Origin of the sequence: Fibrobacter sp. UWB12, from assembly GCF_900142485.1 — a bacterium.
In the GTDB taxonomy this organism is placed as follows: Bacteria; Fibrobacterota; Fibrobacteria; order Fibrobacterales; family Fibrobacteraceae; genus Fibrobacter.
This window is the reverse complement of record NZ_FRAZ01000006.1, coordinates 308,722-329,448: the sequence shown is the minus strand read 5'-3', so window position 1 is coordinate 329,448 and position 20,727 is coordinate 308,722. Positions and strand designations below refer to the sequence as shown.

Sequence of the window (20,727 nt, the reverse complement as noted above, 5' to 3'; positions counted from 1 at the left end):
TAGTGGTTGCTCAATGGTCATTAGATGGAAATGCGTATGAAATGGAATAAACTGTTTACTCTTATATTCGTCTCCCTGTTCTGGGCTTGTTCCGATGACGATAAAACTGCAGGCGGCACCACAGAAGATGCGGGAATTATCGCGGATTTGAACGTAGCGGGCGTTGCACAAAAAGGGCCGTTTGTTAAAGGTTCTGCCGTGACTGTGCAGGGGATTGACTGTAAGACGATGGAACTGACAGGCGAACGTTTTGAAAGTACGGTCAAGAGTGACAAGGGCGACTATGATGTTTCAAGTATAAACTTGTCTTCGCCATGTGCCGTTTTTGAAGTTTCCGGATACTACCTCAACGAAGTTACAGGAGTGAAATCTGCGGATAAGATAACACTTCGGACGATTACAAACCTCAAAGACCGCAAGAACGTAAACGTCAACGTGCTCACTCATTTGGAATATGACCGCGTGATGTACTTGGTTACCGTGAACAAGATGCTTTTGGCTGATGCGAAAAAACAGGCCGAAAAAGAGGCGCTTGCCACGTTTGGCATTGATGACGGTGCGGCGTACAAAGTTCAAACATTCGAGGATTTGAATATGTTTGAAAAGAGCGAGGGTGGCGCGGCACTCTTGGCGGTAAGCGTGATAATGCAAGGCGACGAAAGTACAGAAGAACTTGCGAAACGTCTGGAAAAGTTCGCTTATGATTTTGCAGAAGACGGCGAATGGAACGATGGCAAGGCAAAGAAAGAAATTGCCGAGTGGGCTGCAACTGCAACGGAAAACGGCAAGCTTGATACAATCCGCAAAAACGTTGAAAGCATGAACGGCGGTAATAAAGTAGCCGCTTTTGAGACGTATGTTTCCGCTGTCATTCCCGACTCGGTCGAGAATCCCCGTTCATCGTCTAGCAGTGTAAAAAAATCCAGTAGTAGCGGCTTTGACTGGAGCCTTTCCAAAGAAGCTTATTTGAATCAAAGTGTAAAGTATGATTCTATTGTTGATGCTCGTGATGGAAATGTTTACAAAACTGTGAAAATTGGAAATCAGACATGGATGGCGGAGAATTTGAACTATGCGGATAGTACTCAAACACCGAGTCTTTTAGGTAATAACTGGTGTTATGAAGATGATCCCCAAAAGTGCAAAGTTGTGGGGCGTTTGTATTCGTGGACTGCCGCGATTGATTCTGTAAAGCTTGCATCGAACGATACTAAGGCTGACGCACCGCAAGAATGTGGCATGTTTAAGCAGTGTACGCTTCCTTATCAATTGCAGGGGATTTGTCCTGATGGGTATCATTTACCGGATACAACGGAGTGGAGTATTTTGCTTGCTTCGATTGGTGAAAAAAATCATTATGGTGATTTGCTTAAATCGCAGATTGGATGGGATTATGGAGAGTATGCTGATGAATATGGCTTTTCTGTGATTTATGCTGGTGATAGATACAGAGATGGAACTTATTCTTATGGCAGAATGTCATCTGATTTTTGGACTGCTGAACAATATCAAGGGAATGATGGCGCCCTAGCCCATACGTATAATATGGTGGCTATTACAAGTTCGTTCAAGGATTGCGGTAAGTATGTCCGTTGCGTCAAGAATGAAATTGTTCCTCAAACTCAATCGTCTTTGCCCGTTTGTAAAACTGCAACAGAAGATAATTGTGAATACGGTTCATTGACGGATGCTCGTGATGGACAAACTTATAGGACTGTGAAAATTGGAGAACAAACTTGGATGGCGGAGAATTTGAATTATGCGGATAGTACTCAAACGCCGAGCCTTTTGAATCGAAATTGGTGCTATGGTAATAATCCAGAAAATTGCAAGACTTATGGACGCCTTTACTCATGGACTGCAGCAATAGATTCTGTAAAACTTTCACAAGATCCAGATGATCCACTTGATTGTGGATACGGGAAACGATGCTTCCTTTGGGGGCGTGTGCAAGGAATCTGTCCTGAAGGCTACCATTTACCCGATACGACCGAATGGAGCACCTTGGTGGCTGCGGTAGGTGGCTGGAATAATGCAGGTAAGGTCCTAAAGTCACAAGTAGGCTGGCCTTATTTTAAGGGCTCTGATGATTACGGTTTTTCGGCTCTTGCTGGAGGTATAAGACATCATAATAAAGATTTTGAAGCTATTGATGGTAGCACTTATTTTTGGGCTTCTACTGAAAAAACATCGGAAAATACGGCTCAGGTTTATAGCATCCATATAGGAAATAATAGGATAAATTCATTTGTCGATGGTTATAAGGATAACGGATACTCCATCCGTTGTATCAAGGATTAAATTTAAAGTTGGATGAGAAATAATATGAATTTAAAAAATGTTGTTCGAGTTTTGTTGACCGTGCTTGCGGTGCCTGCGTTTGCCGCAAATGGCTCCATGAAGGGCGATGGCTCTGCTGAAAATCCTTTCCAGATTGAGGATTACGAAGACCTCAAGGCGATAGGTAAGGGCGATTATCTTTATTCGTCCAATTACATCTTGACGAAGAATATTGATGCATCTGCTTCGAAGAGTGAAAACTGCAATGGCGATGTATGCAAGGGCTTTACGCCGATTGGGCGTAACAAGGATGCTGCGGGGAACATTCTTTTTGACGGAACCTTTGAAGGACAAAATCATACAATCAGCAACTTGGATATTCGCGATACAGTACGTGGTGATTCTTTAGGGCTTTTCTCAAGTGTAAGAGCGGTAATCTCCAATTTAAAATTCGATAAGCTCACAGTGATTGGGAATGGAAGGCTAGTGGGTGGTTTGGCTGGTGCTGCATGTGGAACAGTAAATAATGTTCATGTGACGAATGGTTTTGTTCAAGGTGGTCGTGATGTGGGCGGTCTTGTTGGTGCATATAGGTTTGATGATTGCGGTTTAACATTTCAAGACGTGTCTTATCAAGGTGATGTTACAGGGGGTGTGTATGTTGGTGGAATTGTTTCTAATATTGATGTAGGTTCGATTGTTAATGCCTCTGTTGATGCAAATATTGTTGCAAGTGATGACGCCGGAGGTATTGTTGGATATATGGGGCATGGGGAAGTGATCAACAGTCGTTCTAGCGGAACAATTACGCCAATGTGTTCTAGATGGACTACTTCAAAGATGGAGTCGTTTGGAGGTGTTATCGGTGAATTTTATGGTTATGATGGATTTTTTTATAAAAAATGTATTAATTGTGTTTCATCGATGGACATTTTGAAACCTGTTTGCTCTAGAATGGATGTTTCGGAAATTGAAGTAGAATCGGTGGGTGGCATTGTCGGCGAAAATATTCATGGTGTAGTTTTTCTCTCCCATGCTACGGGAAATATAGAGGGCGATGAAGATGTCGGAGGAATCGTTGGCTGTAATAATGGAAAAATCATTTATTCTTATGCAAATGGGAGTGTTAAGGGTGTTGATGCTGTAGGCGGTGCCGTTGGATTTAATGCGGGCGATGTTCAGAATATTTACGCTCAAGGTTCCGTGGAAGGGGTAAAAAATGTTGGTGGCCTTGTCGGTCTAAATGGCAGCAACTATTTAGGCGGGACGATACATGGAAGCATTTTGAATAGCTACGCGGCAACGACAATCAAAGGAAATGAAGATGTCGGAGGCCTAGTTGGAAAAAATGAAGAATTAGTTGAGAATTCTTACTGGGACATGGAAATTTTTGGATTAAGTGTCGGCAGTGCAGGCAAAGGGCTCTCCACTAGCGAAATGATGACGATGTCTTCTTTTGTAGATTGGGATACTGTTGGGTTTTATGCGTACGCACCGTGCGAAAAGAAAAGCTGTGAAGCACTAAACCTCTATACATTAGAAGAATGTTTATGCAAAACAGATAAATTTATAAATGTATGGGCGTTTGATGAAGGAAAATCTTACCCGTATTTTAACGAAAACGTAAAGTTTGAAGATTACTTAGATTACTTTATATATGTCTTTGAAGAAAGTGTGGCTGTTCGTAGAAAAACTGTTGCTAAAACGCAAACATTCGGAGCCAAGTTCCAAGGCCAGTTTGTTGCTCTTCGCTTTGAAATTCCAACTGCGGGTTCCGTGAAATTCTCGCTCGTCGATATGCAAGGGCGTGTTGTGCGGGCATTCGACCTTGGCCGTTGTGCGACTGGCTCGCATTTCGAAACGATCGATGCTGCGGAAATTGCTCGCGGGCGTTATGTCGGAATTTTGCAGGTCGGCGGTAAGACTGTCGAAAAAACAACACTAAATAAACATTAAAGGTTTTTATATTTTAAATAAGATAAAATGAGAAGGAATGGTAAAAATATGAGATTGATTTTTGGAACTGCATTAGCTTTGTTTGCTGTTCAGGCATTTGCCGCAAACGGCACCATGAAAGGTGACGGCTCTGCGGAAAAACCTTTTCAAATTGAAGACTACGAAGACCTCAAGGCGATTGGCAAGGGCGATTATCTTTATTCGTCAAATTACATCGTGACGAAGGATATTGATGCGTCTGCTTCGAAGAAAGAAATGTGCAATCAGGATGGTTGCAATGGTTTTATTTCCATTGGCTTGAACGCTGATGCTGCTGGTAATTCGGAATTTACCGGAAGCATTGATGGTAAGGAACATAACATTCGTGACTTAAGGATTTGGCTCCCTTGCGTACATAAAATCGGTTTTATTTCGGTCTTGAAAGGAACTGTATCGAACTTGAATTTTGATGGTTTGAGTGTTCTTGGTGGTGCCGATGATGATCATGACCCGACTTCGTATTATGTTGGTGGCTTGGCGGGCCAGGCTTCGCATAGTACTATTGCCAATGTCCATATTACACGTGCTCAAGTTCAGGGACAAAGCTATGTGGGCGGGCTTGTTGGCGAAATTGATGATGGAGACCATACTGACATCCGTCATTCTTCGTATCAAGGCGCAATCAAGGGTAAAAGAAAGGTGGGGGGCTTGGTCGGATATTCGTCGGCGCTTATTTCCCAAAGTTTTGCTGATGTCGAGATTTATGCATATACGGAAAGTCTAGATCGTTCTCGTTATGGCGAAAAAATAGGTGGACTTGTTGGTGAAAGTCGCGGAACTTTACAAGAATGCCATGCGACCGGGATTATTGTACCGATGGAATGTTTGAGTATTAGTCAAGTTGGTGGACTTGTTGGGTATAATAGCTCGGCCATTTGGCGAAGTTATGCTTCGGTAGATATTGGTGAATCTCCAAACGGAAATTGTGCGTTTAGTGATGAAATCGGAGGCTTGGTTGGAATAAATAAATCACACATTGAAGAATCTTTTGCAACGGGTAGTGTTGCAGGAAAGACGGATTTAGGTGGATTGGTTGGACGCAACAATGGTGGGGGCATCATCAATTCTTATGCAATAGGAATGGTGAAATCGAGATTAGCGTCAGATGTGGATTATTTTGACATTGGTGGTTTGCTCGGAAGTGGCGGAAATGTTTTTACTAGCTATGCTGTTGGAAAGATTGAAGTTAATTCGAATGGTTCCTTGAAAAGGGTCGGTGGCTTGGTTGGTGATGGAGATGCCGATAGTGCTTCTTATTGGAATATTGATTTGTCGGGTCTGGAATCTTGCGCTGGTGGTGTAGGGCTTTCTGATTCTGCGATGATGAAGTTTGCGAGTTTTGTTGGCTGGGATACGCTAGTCTGGGGTATCGATGAAGGCAAATCATACCCTTACTTGAAACATGTTGCTGGCAATTTTGGTACTGGTGTAATTGCAATCCCCACTAGTGCTGATTGCTGGACGGAAAAACCGGTTGTGGCTGCAAAAAACGATGTGGGGCATGAACTGGTTGGAACGTGGTTGCGTTGGAACCGATTGAATGATAAGAAAGATTCTATCTACTATGGTTATAGAATTGGCTATGTCGATGGCTCCGATACGGTGTGGGGTACGACAAGCTACATGGCTGTTCCGAATATCATCAAAATTGCGTCTTTAGATGATTTGAAGAAAATTGGCAATGAAGCTAGTCACCCGTTATGGGCTAATTACGAACTCGCGGATGATATTGATGCTTCTGCATCAGACTTTGTACCTATTGGCTCCGAGACTGCGGTGTTTTTAGGAACGTTTGACGGAAAGAATCACACCATCAAGAACTTGACGATAGAATCGAGCTATGGCTCGGTGGGGTTATTCGGTTATGTGCAGGGCGCAACGATTAAGAACTTAAGGTTCGAGAATGCAAAAGTTTCTGGGGCTTGGAATGTCGGTGTCTTGGCTGGCAAAATGTATGGTTCCGTAGTGACCAATGTTGTTTCGTTAAACGGCGATGCGCATGGAATAAGAAATGTGGGTGGCCTGATTGGTTTGTCTTATGAGGATAGCCTTGACGTGATTGCCGCTACTGGAAATGTCAAGGGTGGTAAAAATGTGGGTGGCGTTGTTGGTAACTTCCATTATTCTGTTTTGCATGATGCATTCTCGATTAACATTGTAAAGGGGCGTGAGGTTGTTGGTGGACTTCTCGGTTTTGTTGCTTTGAGGTATTATGTCGAAGACCCTGCAATTCATCGTTCTTATTCTGCAAGTATCGTAAAGACTCCTGAAGATAATAGTGGTGAATACGAAGGCTATGGCTTTGCCAATATGTGGACTGGAGCTGCGGATTCGACAAACTGCTTCTTTGATAGCACTGTTGTTGGACACGTTGATGCCGATGGCGGCGCAAATATGAACGGCCTTTCGACTGCAGAAATGCTCAAGCAGGCGACATTCAAGGACTATGATTTCGAGACTGTGTGGGAAATCCAGGAAGGAAAATCTTACCCGTACTTCAAGGGAATGGACCCGATGCTGCCGAGCATGATTAAGGATGATGGTTCTGTAAATTTCTTGCTTGGTGAAGGTACAGAAGAAAGTCCGTATCTTATTTCTAGTTACGATGACCTCAAGTATATTGGCAAGTATGAGTACAAAACAGACCTTTATTACAAACTTACAGATAATATTTATGTATGGGAAAATGAAAGAGAAGACTGCAACAGTGACGGAACGGAATGCAAGGGCTTTGAACCGATTCCTGAATTTAGTGGTGTCTTTATAGGCAATAATAAAATGATTACAGGCCTATATATCAATCGTCCAGATGAAGAATCTGTGGGACTTTTCCGTTCGCTTTCGCCGAAGGCCAAGGTAACGGGCTTGATGTTGGATTCTTTGGTTATCAAGGGCAAAAACTATGCGGGCGGTTTGGCTGGCGTTGACAAGGGAGCCTCGATTGAACGTGTGTGGATTTTTAATTCTACAATTCAAGGAAATAGTTATGTTGGGATGCTTTTTGGTTCCAAAAAGGGTGGCTCCGCAAGTCTAGTTATTGCGGATGGAAATGCTATAGGCGAAAAATATGTAGGGGCAGTTGCTGGAGAATCTCAAAAAGCTTCATATATGAATGATATTGCTATGGCAACGGTGACAGGCGAATCTTATGTTGGAGGTTTTTCTGGAATAGATTCTGCATCTACATATAAAAACCTTTATGCTATTAGTCATGTACAGGGGAATTCTAAAACGGGAAATCTAGTTGGTTCTAGTTCGGGTTCAACTTTTACTTCTGTTTATTACGATAAGGAAGTTTGGCAGTATAATCAAAGTTCTGTTGGTAAAGCTTTGACTACCGCAGAAATGCTGGATGTTTCCTCGTATAAGGACTGGGATTTTGAAAATGTATGGACAAAAAAAGATGCAGATTATTATCCACGACTTATTTGGGCTGGTACAGATGTCCGTCCTGTACGAGATGGTGAGCGTGAATTAAAATATGAAATGAAAGGCTCTGGTACAGAAAAGGATCCATTCCTTGTTAAAACATACGATGATTTAAAGGTTATAGGTTATGGAAAATATAAAATGTCTGCAATCTATAGCCTTGCAAATGACATTGATGCGTCTGCATCGCTAAATGAAGAGTATTATATACATTATGCAGATGGGTCTTCTCGGTGCTCTGTGTGGCATGGATTTGCGACTATTGGTACTTATCGAGATAATTGTCGTAAGCTGTTTGGAGCTTTGTACGATCGTGATGGGGAATCGACTTTTACGGGCGTGTTCCATGGAAATGGCTATTCGATAAAGAATTTGCATATGGGTAATGTGGGACTGTTCAGAACGATTGGCGAAGAAGCGAAAGTTGACAGCTTGAGCATTGTGCTTACGGACAGTTCTCGCGTATTTGGGATACTTGCTCAAAAAAATTATGGCCTTGTTAATGCGGTCCATGTAAAAGGTCCTATAGAAAGAGCGGGTCTTATTTTCGAGAATAATGGAACTATCGTGAACAGTTCGACTACTGTTGTTAAAGGCTCCATAAGTGGTGCAGCCCTTGTTTACGAAAATAACGGCGTTATAGAAAACTGCCATACTACGGGAGCCTTTATTTTCCATGGAGGGAGAAGAAGCGGCTTAGTGGATACCAACAAGGGGACTATTATAAAATCGTTCGCTATGATTGATTCAACAGATGCTTTGGTTTACGAAAACTATGGGACTATTGATAGAGCTTATATCATTGGACATGAAAACGATGTTTTTGTCAATCAAAACAATAAATCCATTGAAAATTGCTATGCTATAGGGTTGCAATATTTTGTTTATACCAATAGACCTGAAAATGAGAAGGATGGTATCAAGAATAGCTTTATTGCTAGCAATTCCTGTCAATTTAATTATCACGCCCTGAATGATTCAAAAACGTTTGAAAACGTATTTTTCGAAACATCTTCAAAATTTTGTTATATCGAAGATGAAAAATATTATGGCCAAGCTCTTGATTCTATCGGAATAAGAACGAAAAATAATTTTACTGGGTTTGACTTTGAGTCAATTTGGGATATTAAGGAAGGAATTACTTATCCGATGTTGCGCGGTTTGCCAAACGTGTTTTATGCAGGTAAAGTTGACTTGAAGTACGATGCAGATAAGTTTAAGGTTAGTGCGGTTCGTACTGATTTGCAGAAAAATGCGATTGTCTTCGATCCATCTTATACTTTGGTTGTCAAGTTCGACTCAACGAGCGAAAAATGCCTTGATTCGCTGGAAAAGGCAGGGGCTGTCGCTTCAGGGAACTTCAATATTGATTATCGCGTGGGGATTGTATTTGCGGGCGATACTATTTGGAGTGATGCTGCGCAGACAAAGCTTACTTTGAATGGCTCCGTAAAAATGATTGCACAGAAATCTCGCGGTCGTTTTAATGTTGCTCTCAATGGAAATCTTGTGTCGCTTCGCTACGAATTGCCGAAATCGGGTTCCGTAAAGTTCTCGCTCGTCGATATGCAGGGGCGTGTTGTGCGGGCATTCGACCTTGGCCGTCGTGCGACTGGCTCGCATTTCGAAACGCTCGATGCTGCGAAAATTGCTCGCGGGCGTTATGTCGGAATTTTGCAGGTGGGCGGCAAGGCGACCGAAAAAGTGATGCTCCTGAAAAAATAGTTCTCTAATTTTTTGATTGACGATTACAATAGACCCGTGGGTTAAATAGCCTGCGGGTCTTTTTTTTCAAGATATTGCAAAGTGAGGTCAAATTGAGTAATCAAACTCATTTTAGTGAATTAAATGCCGGTCCTTGTGGCCGGTTTTGTTTTTTTTTGAGATGTTCCTGCGATTTGGAGCGTGGGCAATATCAAAAACAAAAAAAAGACCTCGCCGAAGCGGGGTCTTTTGCGGGTGGATGACCGGACTCGAACCGGCAACATCCAGAATCACAATCTGGGACTCTAACCAATTGAGCTACATCCACCATGTAGCGAGACCAAATATAAAAAAGCCATCCCAAATTTCAAGGGATGGCGACAACTTTTTTTCCAAAAAACTTGTTTTTAGGTGCAAAAGTTACTTTTTCTGCATGATTCTGAGGAAGTTGGCACGCTTGAAGTCGTTCCTGTGTTCCATGCAGAAGCGCGGGTAAACGTACTGCTTCGGGAAAATGCGGATGGTGAAGGTGTTATCGCAACCATCGAGGCAGCACTTGAATTCGAGGTCCATGGCTTCCGTATAGTTGTGGCGGAAGATGATGTTCTTGGATTCGATGTTCTCGATGTCCTTCTTTTGCTTCTGGCGCTGCTTGATGTCGCGGTGCAGTTCGCAATACTTCGCAATCGGGTGTCCCCAGAATTCGCGGCCGCAACCGGGTTCCTGACAGACTTTGAGCTTGATGCGTTTCTTCTTTTTGTACTTAGGTAATTGCATAGTGACCTCAATTAGCTGTAAAGATAATAAAAAAATGGGGGCTTTGTAAAAAAGTTCGTTTTTGTGAGGGGTGTTTTAGTCCAAATTTGCGAAAAAAGCGTGTTATATAAGTAGAAACGGTAAAAAGGAGCGTTTATGAATCTTTTTTGGACTTTGGTTGTGGCGGTATCGATGGTTCTCGGCGGCTGCATGTACGTGAGTGAATCGGCGGAGAGGGAGTCGACCTTGAATGTTACGGCAATCGATGTAGGGCAGGGGCTTGCGGTGCTTCTGGAATGGGACGGTCGCTACGCCATGTACGATTTCGGGCCCGATTCGGTTGGCGTGGTGGATTCGCTTGTGGCACGAGGGGTCGATACGCTTGACTGGGTAGTGCTGAGTCATTTCCATCGCGACCATATTGGGGGTTTTATGGAGCTTCCGGGGCGGGGCGTATTTGTGCGGCGGCTTTACGTGGGGGCCGACACGTCTTGCAGTTTCTTTTGCGACAGTGTGTTGCGGGTGGCGCGTTCGATGGGGAGCTTGATAGATACGCTATTGCGAGGCGAGAGCGTAAGTTTTGGGGAGGGGGTTAATGGCTTGACTGCTGGCGGGAATGTTGTTGCAGGGGCGGAATGTGCGTTTGATGAATGCCCGCGGTTTGATGTGCTGTGGCCAACACGGTACACGCATGTTGGCGAGAATCGGGCGAGCGTGGTGTTGCTTGGACGGTTGGGCGTAGGCAAGTTGCTTTTGACGGGTGACCTGGATTCGGTGGGGGAACGGCAACTGCTCGAGATGAATCCGACGCTTTCGGCGGAACTTTTGCAGGTGGGGCATCACGGGTCGGCGGGGAGCAATACATTAGAATTTTTATCGCGGGTGTCACCGGAATATGCGTTTGTGAGCGTCGGGGCAGGGAATCGCTATGGACATCCGGTGCCATCTGTTGTTCGTAAACTGAACTTGGTGCTCGGGGATTCTGCAAGGCTTTATCGCACTGATTTGCAAGGTTCCATCCGCTTCGAGCTCTCGCCTAGCATGGGTGTGTTTGTGCCGTAGGGGTACATGTCATTCCCGCCACCGAGCGGGAATCGCCATCTCGTCATCCTGAATGAGCATGTCATTCCGCATTCGTCATCCTGAAGGAACGAAGTGACTGAAGGATCTAGTTATTTTTTATATTGTTTCACCGCATTTTGGGTATTCGCGAGATTTTCGAGGGTTATGGTTCACAAGATTCACATTCCGGTGATGGGCATTTGCTACACGGCCGATACGCCTGTTCGCGTGGCGCATTTGGGCATTACCTCCGTGATTTCGCTTGTGGATGATGGCCTCCTCGAAGAATACCGCATGGCTTATGCAGAACGGCTCGGGCTTGATTTGGGCTCCCCGCAGACAACCCGCATTGGGCGCATTCGTTCGTATTTGGATTTTGTGGCGGACGAAGTGGATCGCAAGTTTACGAGACTTTGTGCGGAACGTTTTGATGGCGGTAGCGACAAGGACCTTTATTTTTTGATGCTCCCGTTAGATTCAAGGCTCCGCGTAGAGTATGATGGCATCTTTGCAAAGACGGGGCTTGCCCGCATTGCGGCCGAGGCGGCACTTACCGAAAAAATGGAACCGGGTGAAATCCAGGCGAACATCATGGTCGGCCTCAATCATGACGAGGCTGCATTCGATGCGGTTCGCGGTTTTGCGGTTTCGAAGGTGAAGGGCTCGCTTGTTCTGAGTGCGGGCGTGAACTTGGCTGTGTTCGAAGAAATTGCAAAGTATAAGGATTTTTATAGAACTCGTGACAAGGCTCCAACGAAAAAGATTATTCTGAAAGTCTCGGATTATCGCTCGGCACTAGTGCAAGGGCGCTATTTGGCGAAGAAGGGCTTGGAAGTTTACGAATACCGCATTGAATCGGGCGTGAACTGCGGTGGTCATGCGTTTTTTGAGTCCAAGAAGTTGTTGCTTGATGTTGTTCAAGAATTTGTTGAAAAGCGCAAGGAACTTTTTGAAACCACGCGCTCGATGATTGAAAAGGCGGGAATTGTTCCGCCGGCGGCGCCGGCGCGGATTACCGCGCAGGGTGGGCTTTGTACCCCCGAAGACATTGAAAAAATCATGTCGCTTGGGATTGATGGCGTGGGCGTGGGTACTCCGTTCTTGCTTGTACCCCAAGCGACAAGCATGGACAAAGCCACCCGCCGCATGCTTGCGGCCGCGACGCCGGAAGATGTGTACATCAGCCATGCCTCCCCGCTCGGGATTCCGTTTGTGAATTTGCGTACTTCGACAGCAGCAAAACTTTGTCAGGAAAAGGTTACGGAGTTCTTTGCATCTGAAAACGAAAAGTCGAATGCGCCGGAATTGAAACCGGGATTCCCGTGTCGTCAACATTACCTTTGTCAAAAGATTCCGGGTTTTGACCATCCCGTGTGCAGAGCTTCCCGTGAGTATGTTGTGTGGCGCCTCGCGGAAATTGACCGCTTGGAAAAGGAAGAACTTCTCGCAGCATGTCATTCTGCATTGGATCCTATCGCCTCCGGCTCCAGGATGACGTGCGGAATTGACGATCAAAAGGATTGTCATTCTGGAGGGAGCGTCGCGACCGATAGAATCCATACAATTCACGAAAAGTACAATGCGCTCCGTCGCGAGACTCTTTCTCGCGAGTGCATCTGCCGATTCCTCGGAAATGCCGGCCGCGAAGAAATTCGTGAGAAAAATCCCTCGCTCCATTACCAGCCGGAATGTGTCGCCGTCGCTCGTGGCTCGCAGCCCGCTCGCACTCGCGAACCGGTCACCATTTGCCCGAATCCAGACATTGGCTATTTTGACCGCGAATATACGCTGTTCGAAATGATGCGTCATCTCTACGGTACCGGTCCGCGGTTGACTCCCAAAGACAAACCAAGCGCATTTGAGGTCGAAGAAAAAATTTTGAAATCAGTAACTTTAAAAATGTAAAGCTATTTTTGCGATTTGATGTTCCTTTCACCCCTGAATTATCATATTTTTTTTGTGTGCCGTGAAATGTTTCAAAAATTCCAAAAAAGACAAAGTACTCCCTACACGCAAGGGCCGGATTTTGCGACGGGATGGGGGCGTATTGATGCCAAGGCTGCTTTAGATATGATTGACGGCTATGATTCAGACTCGAAAACTTTTGATAAATTCTGGGAATTCAATATATACAATGGCGTACAAAGGCGTTGGACGGTACAGGGCTTGAATTGGTTAATAAGAGGGTGCTGCAAGTTCTTTTTCCGCCGTACCAGAAAAAGGAGTGAAATGTGAGAAAGATTATAATTACTTTGTTGATTCTTTTATGTTTCACCGCTTTTGCTAAAACTTGGGAAGGTGATTTACAAGTATGTCATGGTGTTACAGAAGGTTTCTGGTTCCCGGACCATAAGTGGACCGATAAAGGCGATCCATGGATAAAACCGTTCCCTTATATGGGGAAACTTCAGGACTTTGAAAATTCTGGATTTGAATTTAATTTTGATGTACTTGGGCTCTGTTTAACATGTGAAATGTTGAATTTCTTGCAATTAAATTATTACCCTCCAACAAGAGATTCTATTTATTTTTTTATAAGTTGTTTAAACGATTCTTTAGTATATGATTCATTAGAACATAAGGTTGTGAAAAAGGAATTTTCATTTGAAAATTTTTCAATCAATGACTTTGCGTTGCTGTATTCTTTAGATAATTTTTGTTATAATGGAGATGAGGGAATATATTTTATTTATAAAAAATACAGCGATAGGTTTGAATACAATGCTTTGTGCAATATGCTGACAGGGGATAAATCGTATGCTATCCAATGTGAATTTCAAGATGATGGAACACTAAATTTTGACAAATTACCAGATTTTAGAGCTGTTCCCGAAAATTTTTGTGAAATGTATTATCAAAAAATGCTTCCTGTCCGTAAGCCGTTAAAGAATTTTTTTGCAAATCAGCCTTCTTATAAAATCAACGGCACCCCAGCATCGCAAGGCTCGTCAAACATTATCATCAAGAGCAACCAACCCACACTTCAACTCAAAGAGAATTGATGTCGTAAAAAATAGCATTGGATCCTATCGCCTCCGGCTCCAGGATGACATCTCTAGTCTCTAGCCTTTAATCTTTAGCCTTTAATCCCTAACTCTTAATCCGCAAATCCGATTCTCGCTTGGAAATGACATTGTGCCATGTCGTCGGCGTTCATCCCGAAAAAGTAGGCGTGGTGGTTCGTATTCTTGAACCTCACGATATTTACTTTTCCACCGAGCGGAATTTGTGTGATGTAATTTATCTGTATCGAACGGATTCTTCTTGTTCTGAGTTCATCCGGATCGAGTGAGTCCATCACCCATTCTACATAGCGGCAGTGGTTCACATGCTTGTTCATGTCCAGGTCGCTGTATTTTGCCGTTTCCTGGGCGATAACCTTTGGTTCCACTTGCGGATCAAGAATATCCATCATTTCGGGGAGTGCGTTCTTGCCCGGAATCAGTGGAATGGGGTATGGCGAGTTGGCTGGATTTTCGGCCTTGCCAGTTTTCATGTTTACCAAGAGCCACGAAGAGGTGGCCTGTGCAATGGAATGTCCTTGTGCATCGAGAATAGAATAGTCTTTAAGACAAACTTTATCCTTGATGATTTCTTTTGCCCATGTCGAAATAGAGAGCTTTTCGCCCCAGACCGGGTGGTGGAGCAATCGAATTTTCATACGCGTGATGACCGTGGTGTAGCCCGCTTTCATCATTTTCCAAATGCCAAAGCCGTTCTGTTCAGCGTCGGCGATAGCGGTTTCTTCCATGAACAGGAAGAGATTTGAAAGTTTGAGTCGGCTGTGGTGGTCGCAGTCCGAGAAACGTACTTCAAAATTTTTGGTTGTGACTTCCGGTTCCATGTTGTTCCTCACGTTGTTGTTTGTTTTTCGCTCCGCTTTGGATGCATCCGAAAAAACAGTGTATGATAAAAATGTATAATTTTTCTCGTATGAACGATTTTCAATTTCGCCCTAGTTTTATCCAGCTCCCAGCTTACCATTCTTTTGAGGGGTCTCTTTGCCTGCCCGGCTCCAAGAGCATCACCAATCGCGTTTTTTTGATTTCTGCACTTGCCGAGGGGACAACCCATCTTAAAAATTTACTCAAGAGCGATGATACCCGCTATATGGGTGAGGCTTTGCAGCGTCTGGGCGTGAAAATTGATTTTACGGATGATTACAAGGATGCCGTTGTCGAAGGCCATGGTGGTCCGTTTGACGGTCCGAGCCCGGCAATTGAACTTTTCCTCGGGAATGCCGGTACTGCAATGCGCTCGTTGACGGCAGCGCTTTCGCTCGGTTGGGGCAAGTTCATTTTGCGTGGTGAAGAACGTATGAGCGAACGCCCGATTCGCGATCTCGTGGATGCACTCCGCACGCTTGGTGCCGATGTCAAGTATCTGGAATCCGAAGGATATCCGCCGGTACGTATCAAGGCCGATGGTCTTGAAGGTGGCGATGTAAGTGTCCGCGGAAACATCTCGAGTCAGTATCTTACGGCGCTTTTGATTTGTGCCCCGTACTGCAAGACTCCGCTCCACATTCATGTGGAGGGCGAACTCATTTCCGCTCCGTATATCGAACTTACGATGGATGTGATGAAGCGCTTTGGCATTGTTGTCCGTCACGATGACTTGAGAGATTTTTATGTGCCGCAAGGTTGTTACAAGTCTCCTGGCGAATTCTTTGTCGAAGGCGATGCCAGTTCTGCAAGTTATCCGCTCGCTGCAGCCGCGATTGCCAAAGGTAAGGTTCGCGTGCTTGGCGTGGGTAGCCAGAGTCATCAGGGCGATGTCGGCTTTGCGAAAGTTCTCGAAAAGATGGGTGCAAAGATTGAAATTGGTCCGGACTGGATTGAATGTGACGGTCGCGGTTGTGAACTCAAGGGCCTCGACATGAACTTGAACGACATTCCTGATGCGGCGATGACGGTTTCTGTGCTTGCGCTATTTGCAAAGGGTACGACTACGATTCGTGGCATTGGCAGCTGGCGCGTGAAAGAGACCGACCGCATTGCCGCTATTTCGGCTGAACTGCAGAAGGTTGGCGCGCACGTAGTGGCCGACATGGATACGATTACGATTGAACCGCCCGAAACGTTGCAACCGGCAACGATTGAAACTTACAACGACCACCGCATGGCCATGTGCTTTAGCCTTGTATCGCTCGGTGGTGTGCCCATGAAGATTCTCGACCCCGCGTGTGTGAATAAGACTTATCCCCATTTCTTTGAAGACTTCGGAAGACTCGCTCAATGATTGGACTCGTCAAGAAGATAGGACATGCTGGTTTTGCACGGCTTGCACTTTGTGTGGGCTTGATGCTTGGAGCTTTCACGACCGAGGCCGCGGCTGCAGATACGCTTTCGATTTGGGTCATGGACAATGGGCTCGGGTCGAAAAATGCAATGAACCGGCTTGTGAAAAAGTTCTATCGCGAGACGGGTATTCCGGTCAAGTTGACTTCTTTGAGTTGGGGCGAGGCGTTCAGTAGAATTACGCGCACGTTTGCGGATTCGAACGAGATTGCTCCTGACGTCATTCAGCTGGGTTCCACATGGGTTCCGCATTTTGCATCGATTGGTCACATCCGTCCTATCGATTTCATGATGTCGAAAATTGATTCGGCTCGATTCCTGGGCGAAGGCCTTCGCAGTTCGCATATTTCAGGGCGCCCCGGAACGTACGCGGTGCCGTGGTTCATTGATGTTCGCGGCTTTTTTGTGAATGAACGCATTTGGCAGGAACTGGGTTTCGATGATTCTGATTTTGAATCGTACTCGCATTTCCTTGGCGTTCTGAAGACGATTGCAAATACCGACTTGACCACTGAAGCTGGTGTCAAGGTCACGCCTTTTGCGCTCCCGGGCAAGAATGACTGGGCGGGGCAGCAGTGCATGGCTCCGTTTGTGTGGAGTCATGGTGGCGATTTCGTGGTACCGGCGGGCAAGGGCTATCGCAGTGCTCTCTTGGATTCGAATACGCTTGTCGGGCTTGCTCTTTATGCAACGATTATGGGCGATGCCCAGATGGCGCCCCATAGCTTGTATGAAAATTCCTCGGACAATGCCGATGGCTTTGTGCGTGCGGAACGCGTCATTCATTATGGTACATCGGAACTGATTAAGCAATTGGATTATCCGGTAGAAGTCGGAGGCCTTGCTAATTCTGCAATTGCAAAAGATGGTATCAAGGTTTTGAATTTGCCGTCGGGCACGCATGGTCGATTCTCGTTCATGGGCGGTAGCCATTTGGCGCTTGGCCATAAAAAGGATTCGTCAAAGTACGCGCTTGCAGAACAGCTGCTTGCCTACATGCTCCGTGCAGATAACATAGATGCCTTCTCTCGCCAGGTTGGATTCTTGCCTGCAGACAGAAGTATCCTCCACATTTGGAACCGCGATTCCCGCTATTCTAAGCTTGTTGCAGAATTGGAACATAGCCGCAGTTTCCCGAATATTCCGGAATGGGGCGAGATTGAAAATGTCTTGATTGACCTTTCAAATAAAATGGGTGCCTTGTTTGCAAGTACAAAGCATAAGAAAAAACGCAGTGCGGCTCTAGCCCAGATAGTTTATGATGCAAATGCCCGGATTAATGAAATACTTGCTTATTCCGATAGCTTGAATTATGCCGAAAAACTCCATTGGACCCAGCGTTTCTTCTTGGAAGATTACAAAGAAACTTATCCTAAAAATGCGGCGAACTTGATTGGACGAAATGAAATGCCTACGGCCGATGAAATTAAGTATAAATTCGTTTCGTCTAAATTCTTGTTTGCTTCTATTGGTGCGGGATTTTTAGTACTTTGTGTAATTGTTGTTTGCGTTGTAAGACGAAGGAAAAATAAATCTCGCTGATGAATAAGGTGCTTAAAATTGCTTTTGGGTTGCTGCCGTTCTTGGTTGCACCGCTGTTTGCTCATGTGAACGTGGCTTCGTTTAAGACCTATGTGGACTCGCTTCTTCCGGGGACTACATTTGGCATGTCTTTGCGCTCTGTGAAAATGGGCAAAGAAATCGGCAACATTAATGGCGATGAAATGTTCACGCCGGCAAGTACGCTCAAGACTTTGACGACTGCCGCTGCAATTCATTTTTTACCGCTCAATTACGAACCGAAAACCGAAATAACGGTATTTGGCGACATTAAAAAACGCACGTTGACCGGCTCGCTCAAGATTCGTGGCGAAGGTGACCCGAACATTTCGGCGCGCTATTACGATGACCCGTTCTACATGCTGAATGCCATGGTGGATTCCGTTCGTGCAATGGATATAGATACCATCGTAGGCCAAATTGATTTGGATACGAGTTATTATAAGGGCCCGTGGAAAGCTGAAAACTGGCGCCGCAACTTTTATGATTCTTGGTATGGAGCTGAAATTGGTCCGCTCGGGTTCAATGACAACTGTGTGACGATTCGTTTTTGGCCGGGGTATTTCCGTGGCGATACGGCGGTTGTTTCTATCCAGCCCGATGTAGGCTACGTCAAGGTTATAAACAACTTAAAAACGGTCAAGGGCAAGAAAAAGAAATGGGTCTATGGAATTGACCCCGACAAGTCTATCATTACGCTTGGCGGAACGATGGGCGAAGATTTGGATTCGGCAAGCATGGTGCTCCCGATCCGCAACCCGATTGGCTATTTTAGGGCCGCATTCATGTACGCGCTCAAAAATCGCGGAATCGTTTTCAAGGAAGGCAAATCGAAGTCGAATACGGAATTGAAAAAGTTCTCGTTCTCGTCTGCTCCTTTGTTGAGTATTCTGGATGAAATCAATCAGCGTAGTCAGAATTTCCATGCCGAAACGTTGCTCAGAAATCTTGGTGCGCAAATTTCTGGCGAAGGCAGTGTCGAAGGTGGCCGCAAGGCCGAACGCAAGTTCCTTTTGGATATGGATCTCAACCCGACCGATTTTGATGTCTGGGATGGAAGCGGCCTTTCTCCGGAAAACAAGGTAAAGCCTTCTACCGTTTCGAAGATGCTTGCGAAAATGGCTCGCCATCCGAAGGGCAATTATTATATCAATAGTTTTGCAAGTCCTGGCGTGGGCTCCGGTGCAAAGCGCATGCTGAATCTTGAAGCTCCATGGCTCACGCGATTCAAGACGGGCTACATTGCCGAAGTCCATGCGTTGGTTGGTTATATCTATACGGTAGATGGCGATACGCTTACCGCATCCATGTACCTGAACGGCACGAACACCAATCCAGATGCCAAGAGCAAGGATGTCCTCGATACGCTTTGGATGCGGTTGATTAGTTATACCAATAATAATTACAATTCCCTTTTGCAAATGAAAAACTTGTGGCTGGATGCCCAAGGTGTTAGCGGACTCAACAAGCGTTTGGATTATTTCTCGAAGCGTTTGATTGGAACTCCTTACAAGCTTGGCCCGATGGGTGAAGGCCATTTAGATACTGTTGAAGATAAACCGTTAGTTTATCTTGACTCAGTCGATTGCGTGACGTACTTGGAACATGTTGTTGCCCTTGCGATGGCAAAAAGTGAAAAGTCCTTGTACAGACAGCTGCAGCGCCTCCGTTATAAAGGAAGCAAGGTGAGCTTCTTGACACGCAAGCATTACTTGCTCGAAGATTGGGTTGGCGAAGGCAAGTATGCCAAGGTCATCCCGATGGAAGGTGAAGTCTCGGTGACGCGCACCATGCCCAAGAAGGAATTTTTCAAGAATCACAATATCACGTACTCGGGCAAGGAAACTCCGCTCAAGATTCGCTATATGCCGTTGGACAAGGCGATTGAAATGGCGAAGAAAACATACAAAGGAACAATGAAAGTTCTCGGCGTTGGAATTGTGGGGACGTCCGACAAGATTGACTTGACGCATACGGGCTTTGTGATTTTCTATCCGGGACAAAAGCCGGTGCTGCGTCACGCCTCATCGCAAAAGAAGCAGGTCGTAGAAGTTCCGCTCGCCGAATACCTCCAAACCCGCAAAATCCCCGGCGTTACTTACTTCAAGTTTATACAGCACTAGAGCAGTGAATCGAGCGCGACGATGGCGACGAGGCTGTGCTCGCTTTCGTCCGATTCAAAAATCGTCCATGCGTCCGGTTCCCAACCGTAGGCATTCATCGTGAGTTCATTGCCCATTGCGATTTCGGCGGCTTCGACTTCTTCCCACTTGATGTTTCCGGCGGGCGCCTTGTAGTAGCGCAGCATGCCATTGCTGTCCATCATTTCGGGATAGTTGTCTATGAGTTCGTAAACGCAGTCTTTGTAGCTCTTTCCGTTCACGCGGATGACTTGGTATGTTCTGTTGTCCTTAAGAAATTTTACAAGGTCGCCATGGTGCATGTCGATTTTTGCACTTTTGCTAAAGAATGTCGTGAGTTCGCGGAAAACATCCGAATCTTCATCGAGAAGCGGTGCGAGTTTTTTGATAAGCGTTTTTATTTCTTCAGCCATGGTCCAAAAATAAGAAATTTGTATTTTACAGACGTGACGCGGAACGGAGAGTCTTAAATTATGCTTGTTTTGGATGCATTTTTAAGG

At 45.3% G+C, this 20,727-nt stretch carries 12 protein-coding genes, 1 tRNA gene and 1 pseudogene; 10 read left to right on the top strand and 4 right to left on the bottom strand.

Annotated features, from left to right (window positions below):
- Window positions 1-36: 36 nt before the first annotated feature.
- The 3 genes from BUA34_RS11320 to BUA34_RS11310 are packed head-to-tail and all read left to right on the top strand — an operon-like array spanning window position 37 to window position 9,429.
- The gene (locus BUA34_RS11320; RefSeq protein ID WP_175545454.1) at window positions 37-2,301 is read left to right on the top strand and encodes a fibrobacter succinogenes major paralogous domain-containing protein; all 2,265 of its coding nucleotides are present in this window, start codon (window positions 37-39) and stop codon (window positions 2,299-2,301) included.
- Window positions 2,302-2,325: 24 nt separating this feature from the next.
- A complete protein-coding gene (locus tag BUA34_RS11315; RefSeq protein WP_072829637.1) occupies window positions 2,326-4,236 on the top strand; it encodes a hypothetical protein in 1,911 nt (636 codons plus the stop codon).
- Window positions 4,237-4,284: 48 nt separating this feature from the next.
- Window positions 4,285-9,429 carry a M26 family metallopeptidase gene (locus tag BUA34_RS11310; RefSeq protein WP_072829635.1) on the top strand — a complete coding sequence of 1,715 codons (5,145 nt, stop codon included), beginning with the start codon at window positions 4,285-4,287 and terminating at the stop codon, window positions 9,427-9,429.
- A gap of 233 nt (window positions 9,430-9,662) precedes the next feature.
- Here the strand turns inward: BUA34_RS11310 and BUA34_RS11305 are convergent.
- Both BUA34_RS11305 and BUA34_RS11300 read right to left on the bottom strand, forming a co-directional pair.
- Window positions 9,663-9,736 (bottom strand) — tRNA-His (locus BUA34_RS11305).
- Window positions 9,737-9,828: 92 nt separating this feature from the next.
- The gene (locus BUA34_RS11300; protein ID WP_072829633.1) at window positions 9,829-10,185 is read right to left on the bottom strand and encodes a hypothetical protein; all 357 of its coding nucleotides are present in this window, start codon (window positions 10,183-10,185) and stop codon (window positions 9,829-9,831) included.
- Between the two features lie 135 nt (window positions 10,186-10,320).
- On the opposite strand from BUA34_RS11300, the pseudogene BUA34_RS16190 reads away from it, so the two are divergent.
- The 4 genes and pseudogenes from BUA34_RS16190 to BUA34_RS11280 form a co-directional block, all read left to right on the top strand.
- A pseudogene (locus BUA34_RS16190) lies at window positions 10,321-10,623 on the top strand (MBL fold metallo-hydrolase); the annotation flags it as partial.
- A gap of 75 nt (window positions 10,624-10,698) precedes the next feature.
- On the top strand, window positions 10,699-11,226 hold the full coding sequence (locus BUA34_RS16095) for a ComEC/Rec2 family competence protein (RefSeq protein ID WP_254794447.1): 528 nt from the start codon (window positions 10,699-10,701) through the stop codon (window positions 11,224-11,226).
- Between the two features lie 165 nt (window positions 11,227-11,391).
- A complete protein-coding gene (locus tag BUA34_RS11290; protein WP_072829629.1) occupies window positions 11,392-13,131 on the top strand; it encodes a hypothetical protein in 1,740 nt (579 codons plus the stop codon).
- A 326-nt stretch (window positions 13,132-13,457) separates the two neighbouring features.
- On the top strand, window positions 13,458-14,228 hold the full coding sequence (locus BUA34_RS11280; protein ID WP_072829625.1) for a hypothetical protein: 771 nt from the start codon (window positions 13,458-13,460) through the stop codon (window positions 14,226-14,228).
- Window positions 14,229-14,323: 95 nt separating this feature from the next.
- On the opposite strand, the gene BUA34_RS11275 is transcribed toward BUA34_RS11280, so the two are convergent.
- Entirely contained in the window at window positions 14,324-15,070 is a 747-nt protein-coding gene (locus BUA34_RS11275) for an acyl-[acyl-carrier-protein] thioesterase (RefSeq protein ID WP_072829623.1), read from the bottom strand.
- A gap of 89 nt (window positions 15,071-15,159) precedes the next feature.
- Here BUA34_RS11275 and aroA point away from each other — a divergent pair, with 89 nt between their 5' ends.
- Genes aroA through dacB form a run of 3 tightly spaced genes read left to right on the top strand, consistent with a single transcriptional unit; the run spans window position 15,160 to window position 20,209 of the window.
- Window positions 15,160-16,467, top strand: coding sequence for a 3-phosphoshikimate 1-carboxyvinyltransferase (gene aroA, locus BUA34_RS11270; protein ID WP_072829691.1), 1,308 nt, complete (start codon window positions 15,160-15,162; stop codon window positions 16,465-16,467).
- The gene (locus BUA34_RS11265; RefSeq protein ID WP_072829621.1) at window positions 16,464-18,068 is read left to right on the top strand and encodes an extracellular solute-binding protein; all 1,605 of its coding nucleotides are present in this window, start codon (window positions 16,464-16,466) and stop codon (window positions 18,066-18,068) included. Before aroA ends, BUA34_RS11265 begins: the two co-directional genes overlap by 4 nt.
- Entirely contained in the window at window positions 18,068-20,209 is a 2,142-nt protein-coding gene (gene dacB, locus BUA34_RS11260) for a D-alanyl-D-alanine carboxypeptidase/D-alanyl-D-alanine endopeptidase (protein ID WP_072829619.1), read from the top strand. The genes BUA34_RS11265 and dacB overlap by 1 nt, the downstream gene beginning before the upstream one ends.
- Here dacB and BUA34_RS11255 read toward each other — a convergent pair.
- Window positions 20,206-20,640 (bottom strand): hypothetical protein, encoded by a 435-nt coding sequence (locus tag BUA34_RS11255; protein WP_072829617.1) that lies wholly within the window; start codon window positions 20,638-20,640, stop codon window positions 20,206-20,208. The genes dacB and BUA34_RS11255 overlap by 4 nt on opposite strands.
- Between the last annotated feature and the right edge of the window lie 87 nt (window positions 20,641-20,727).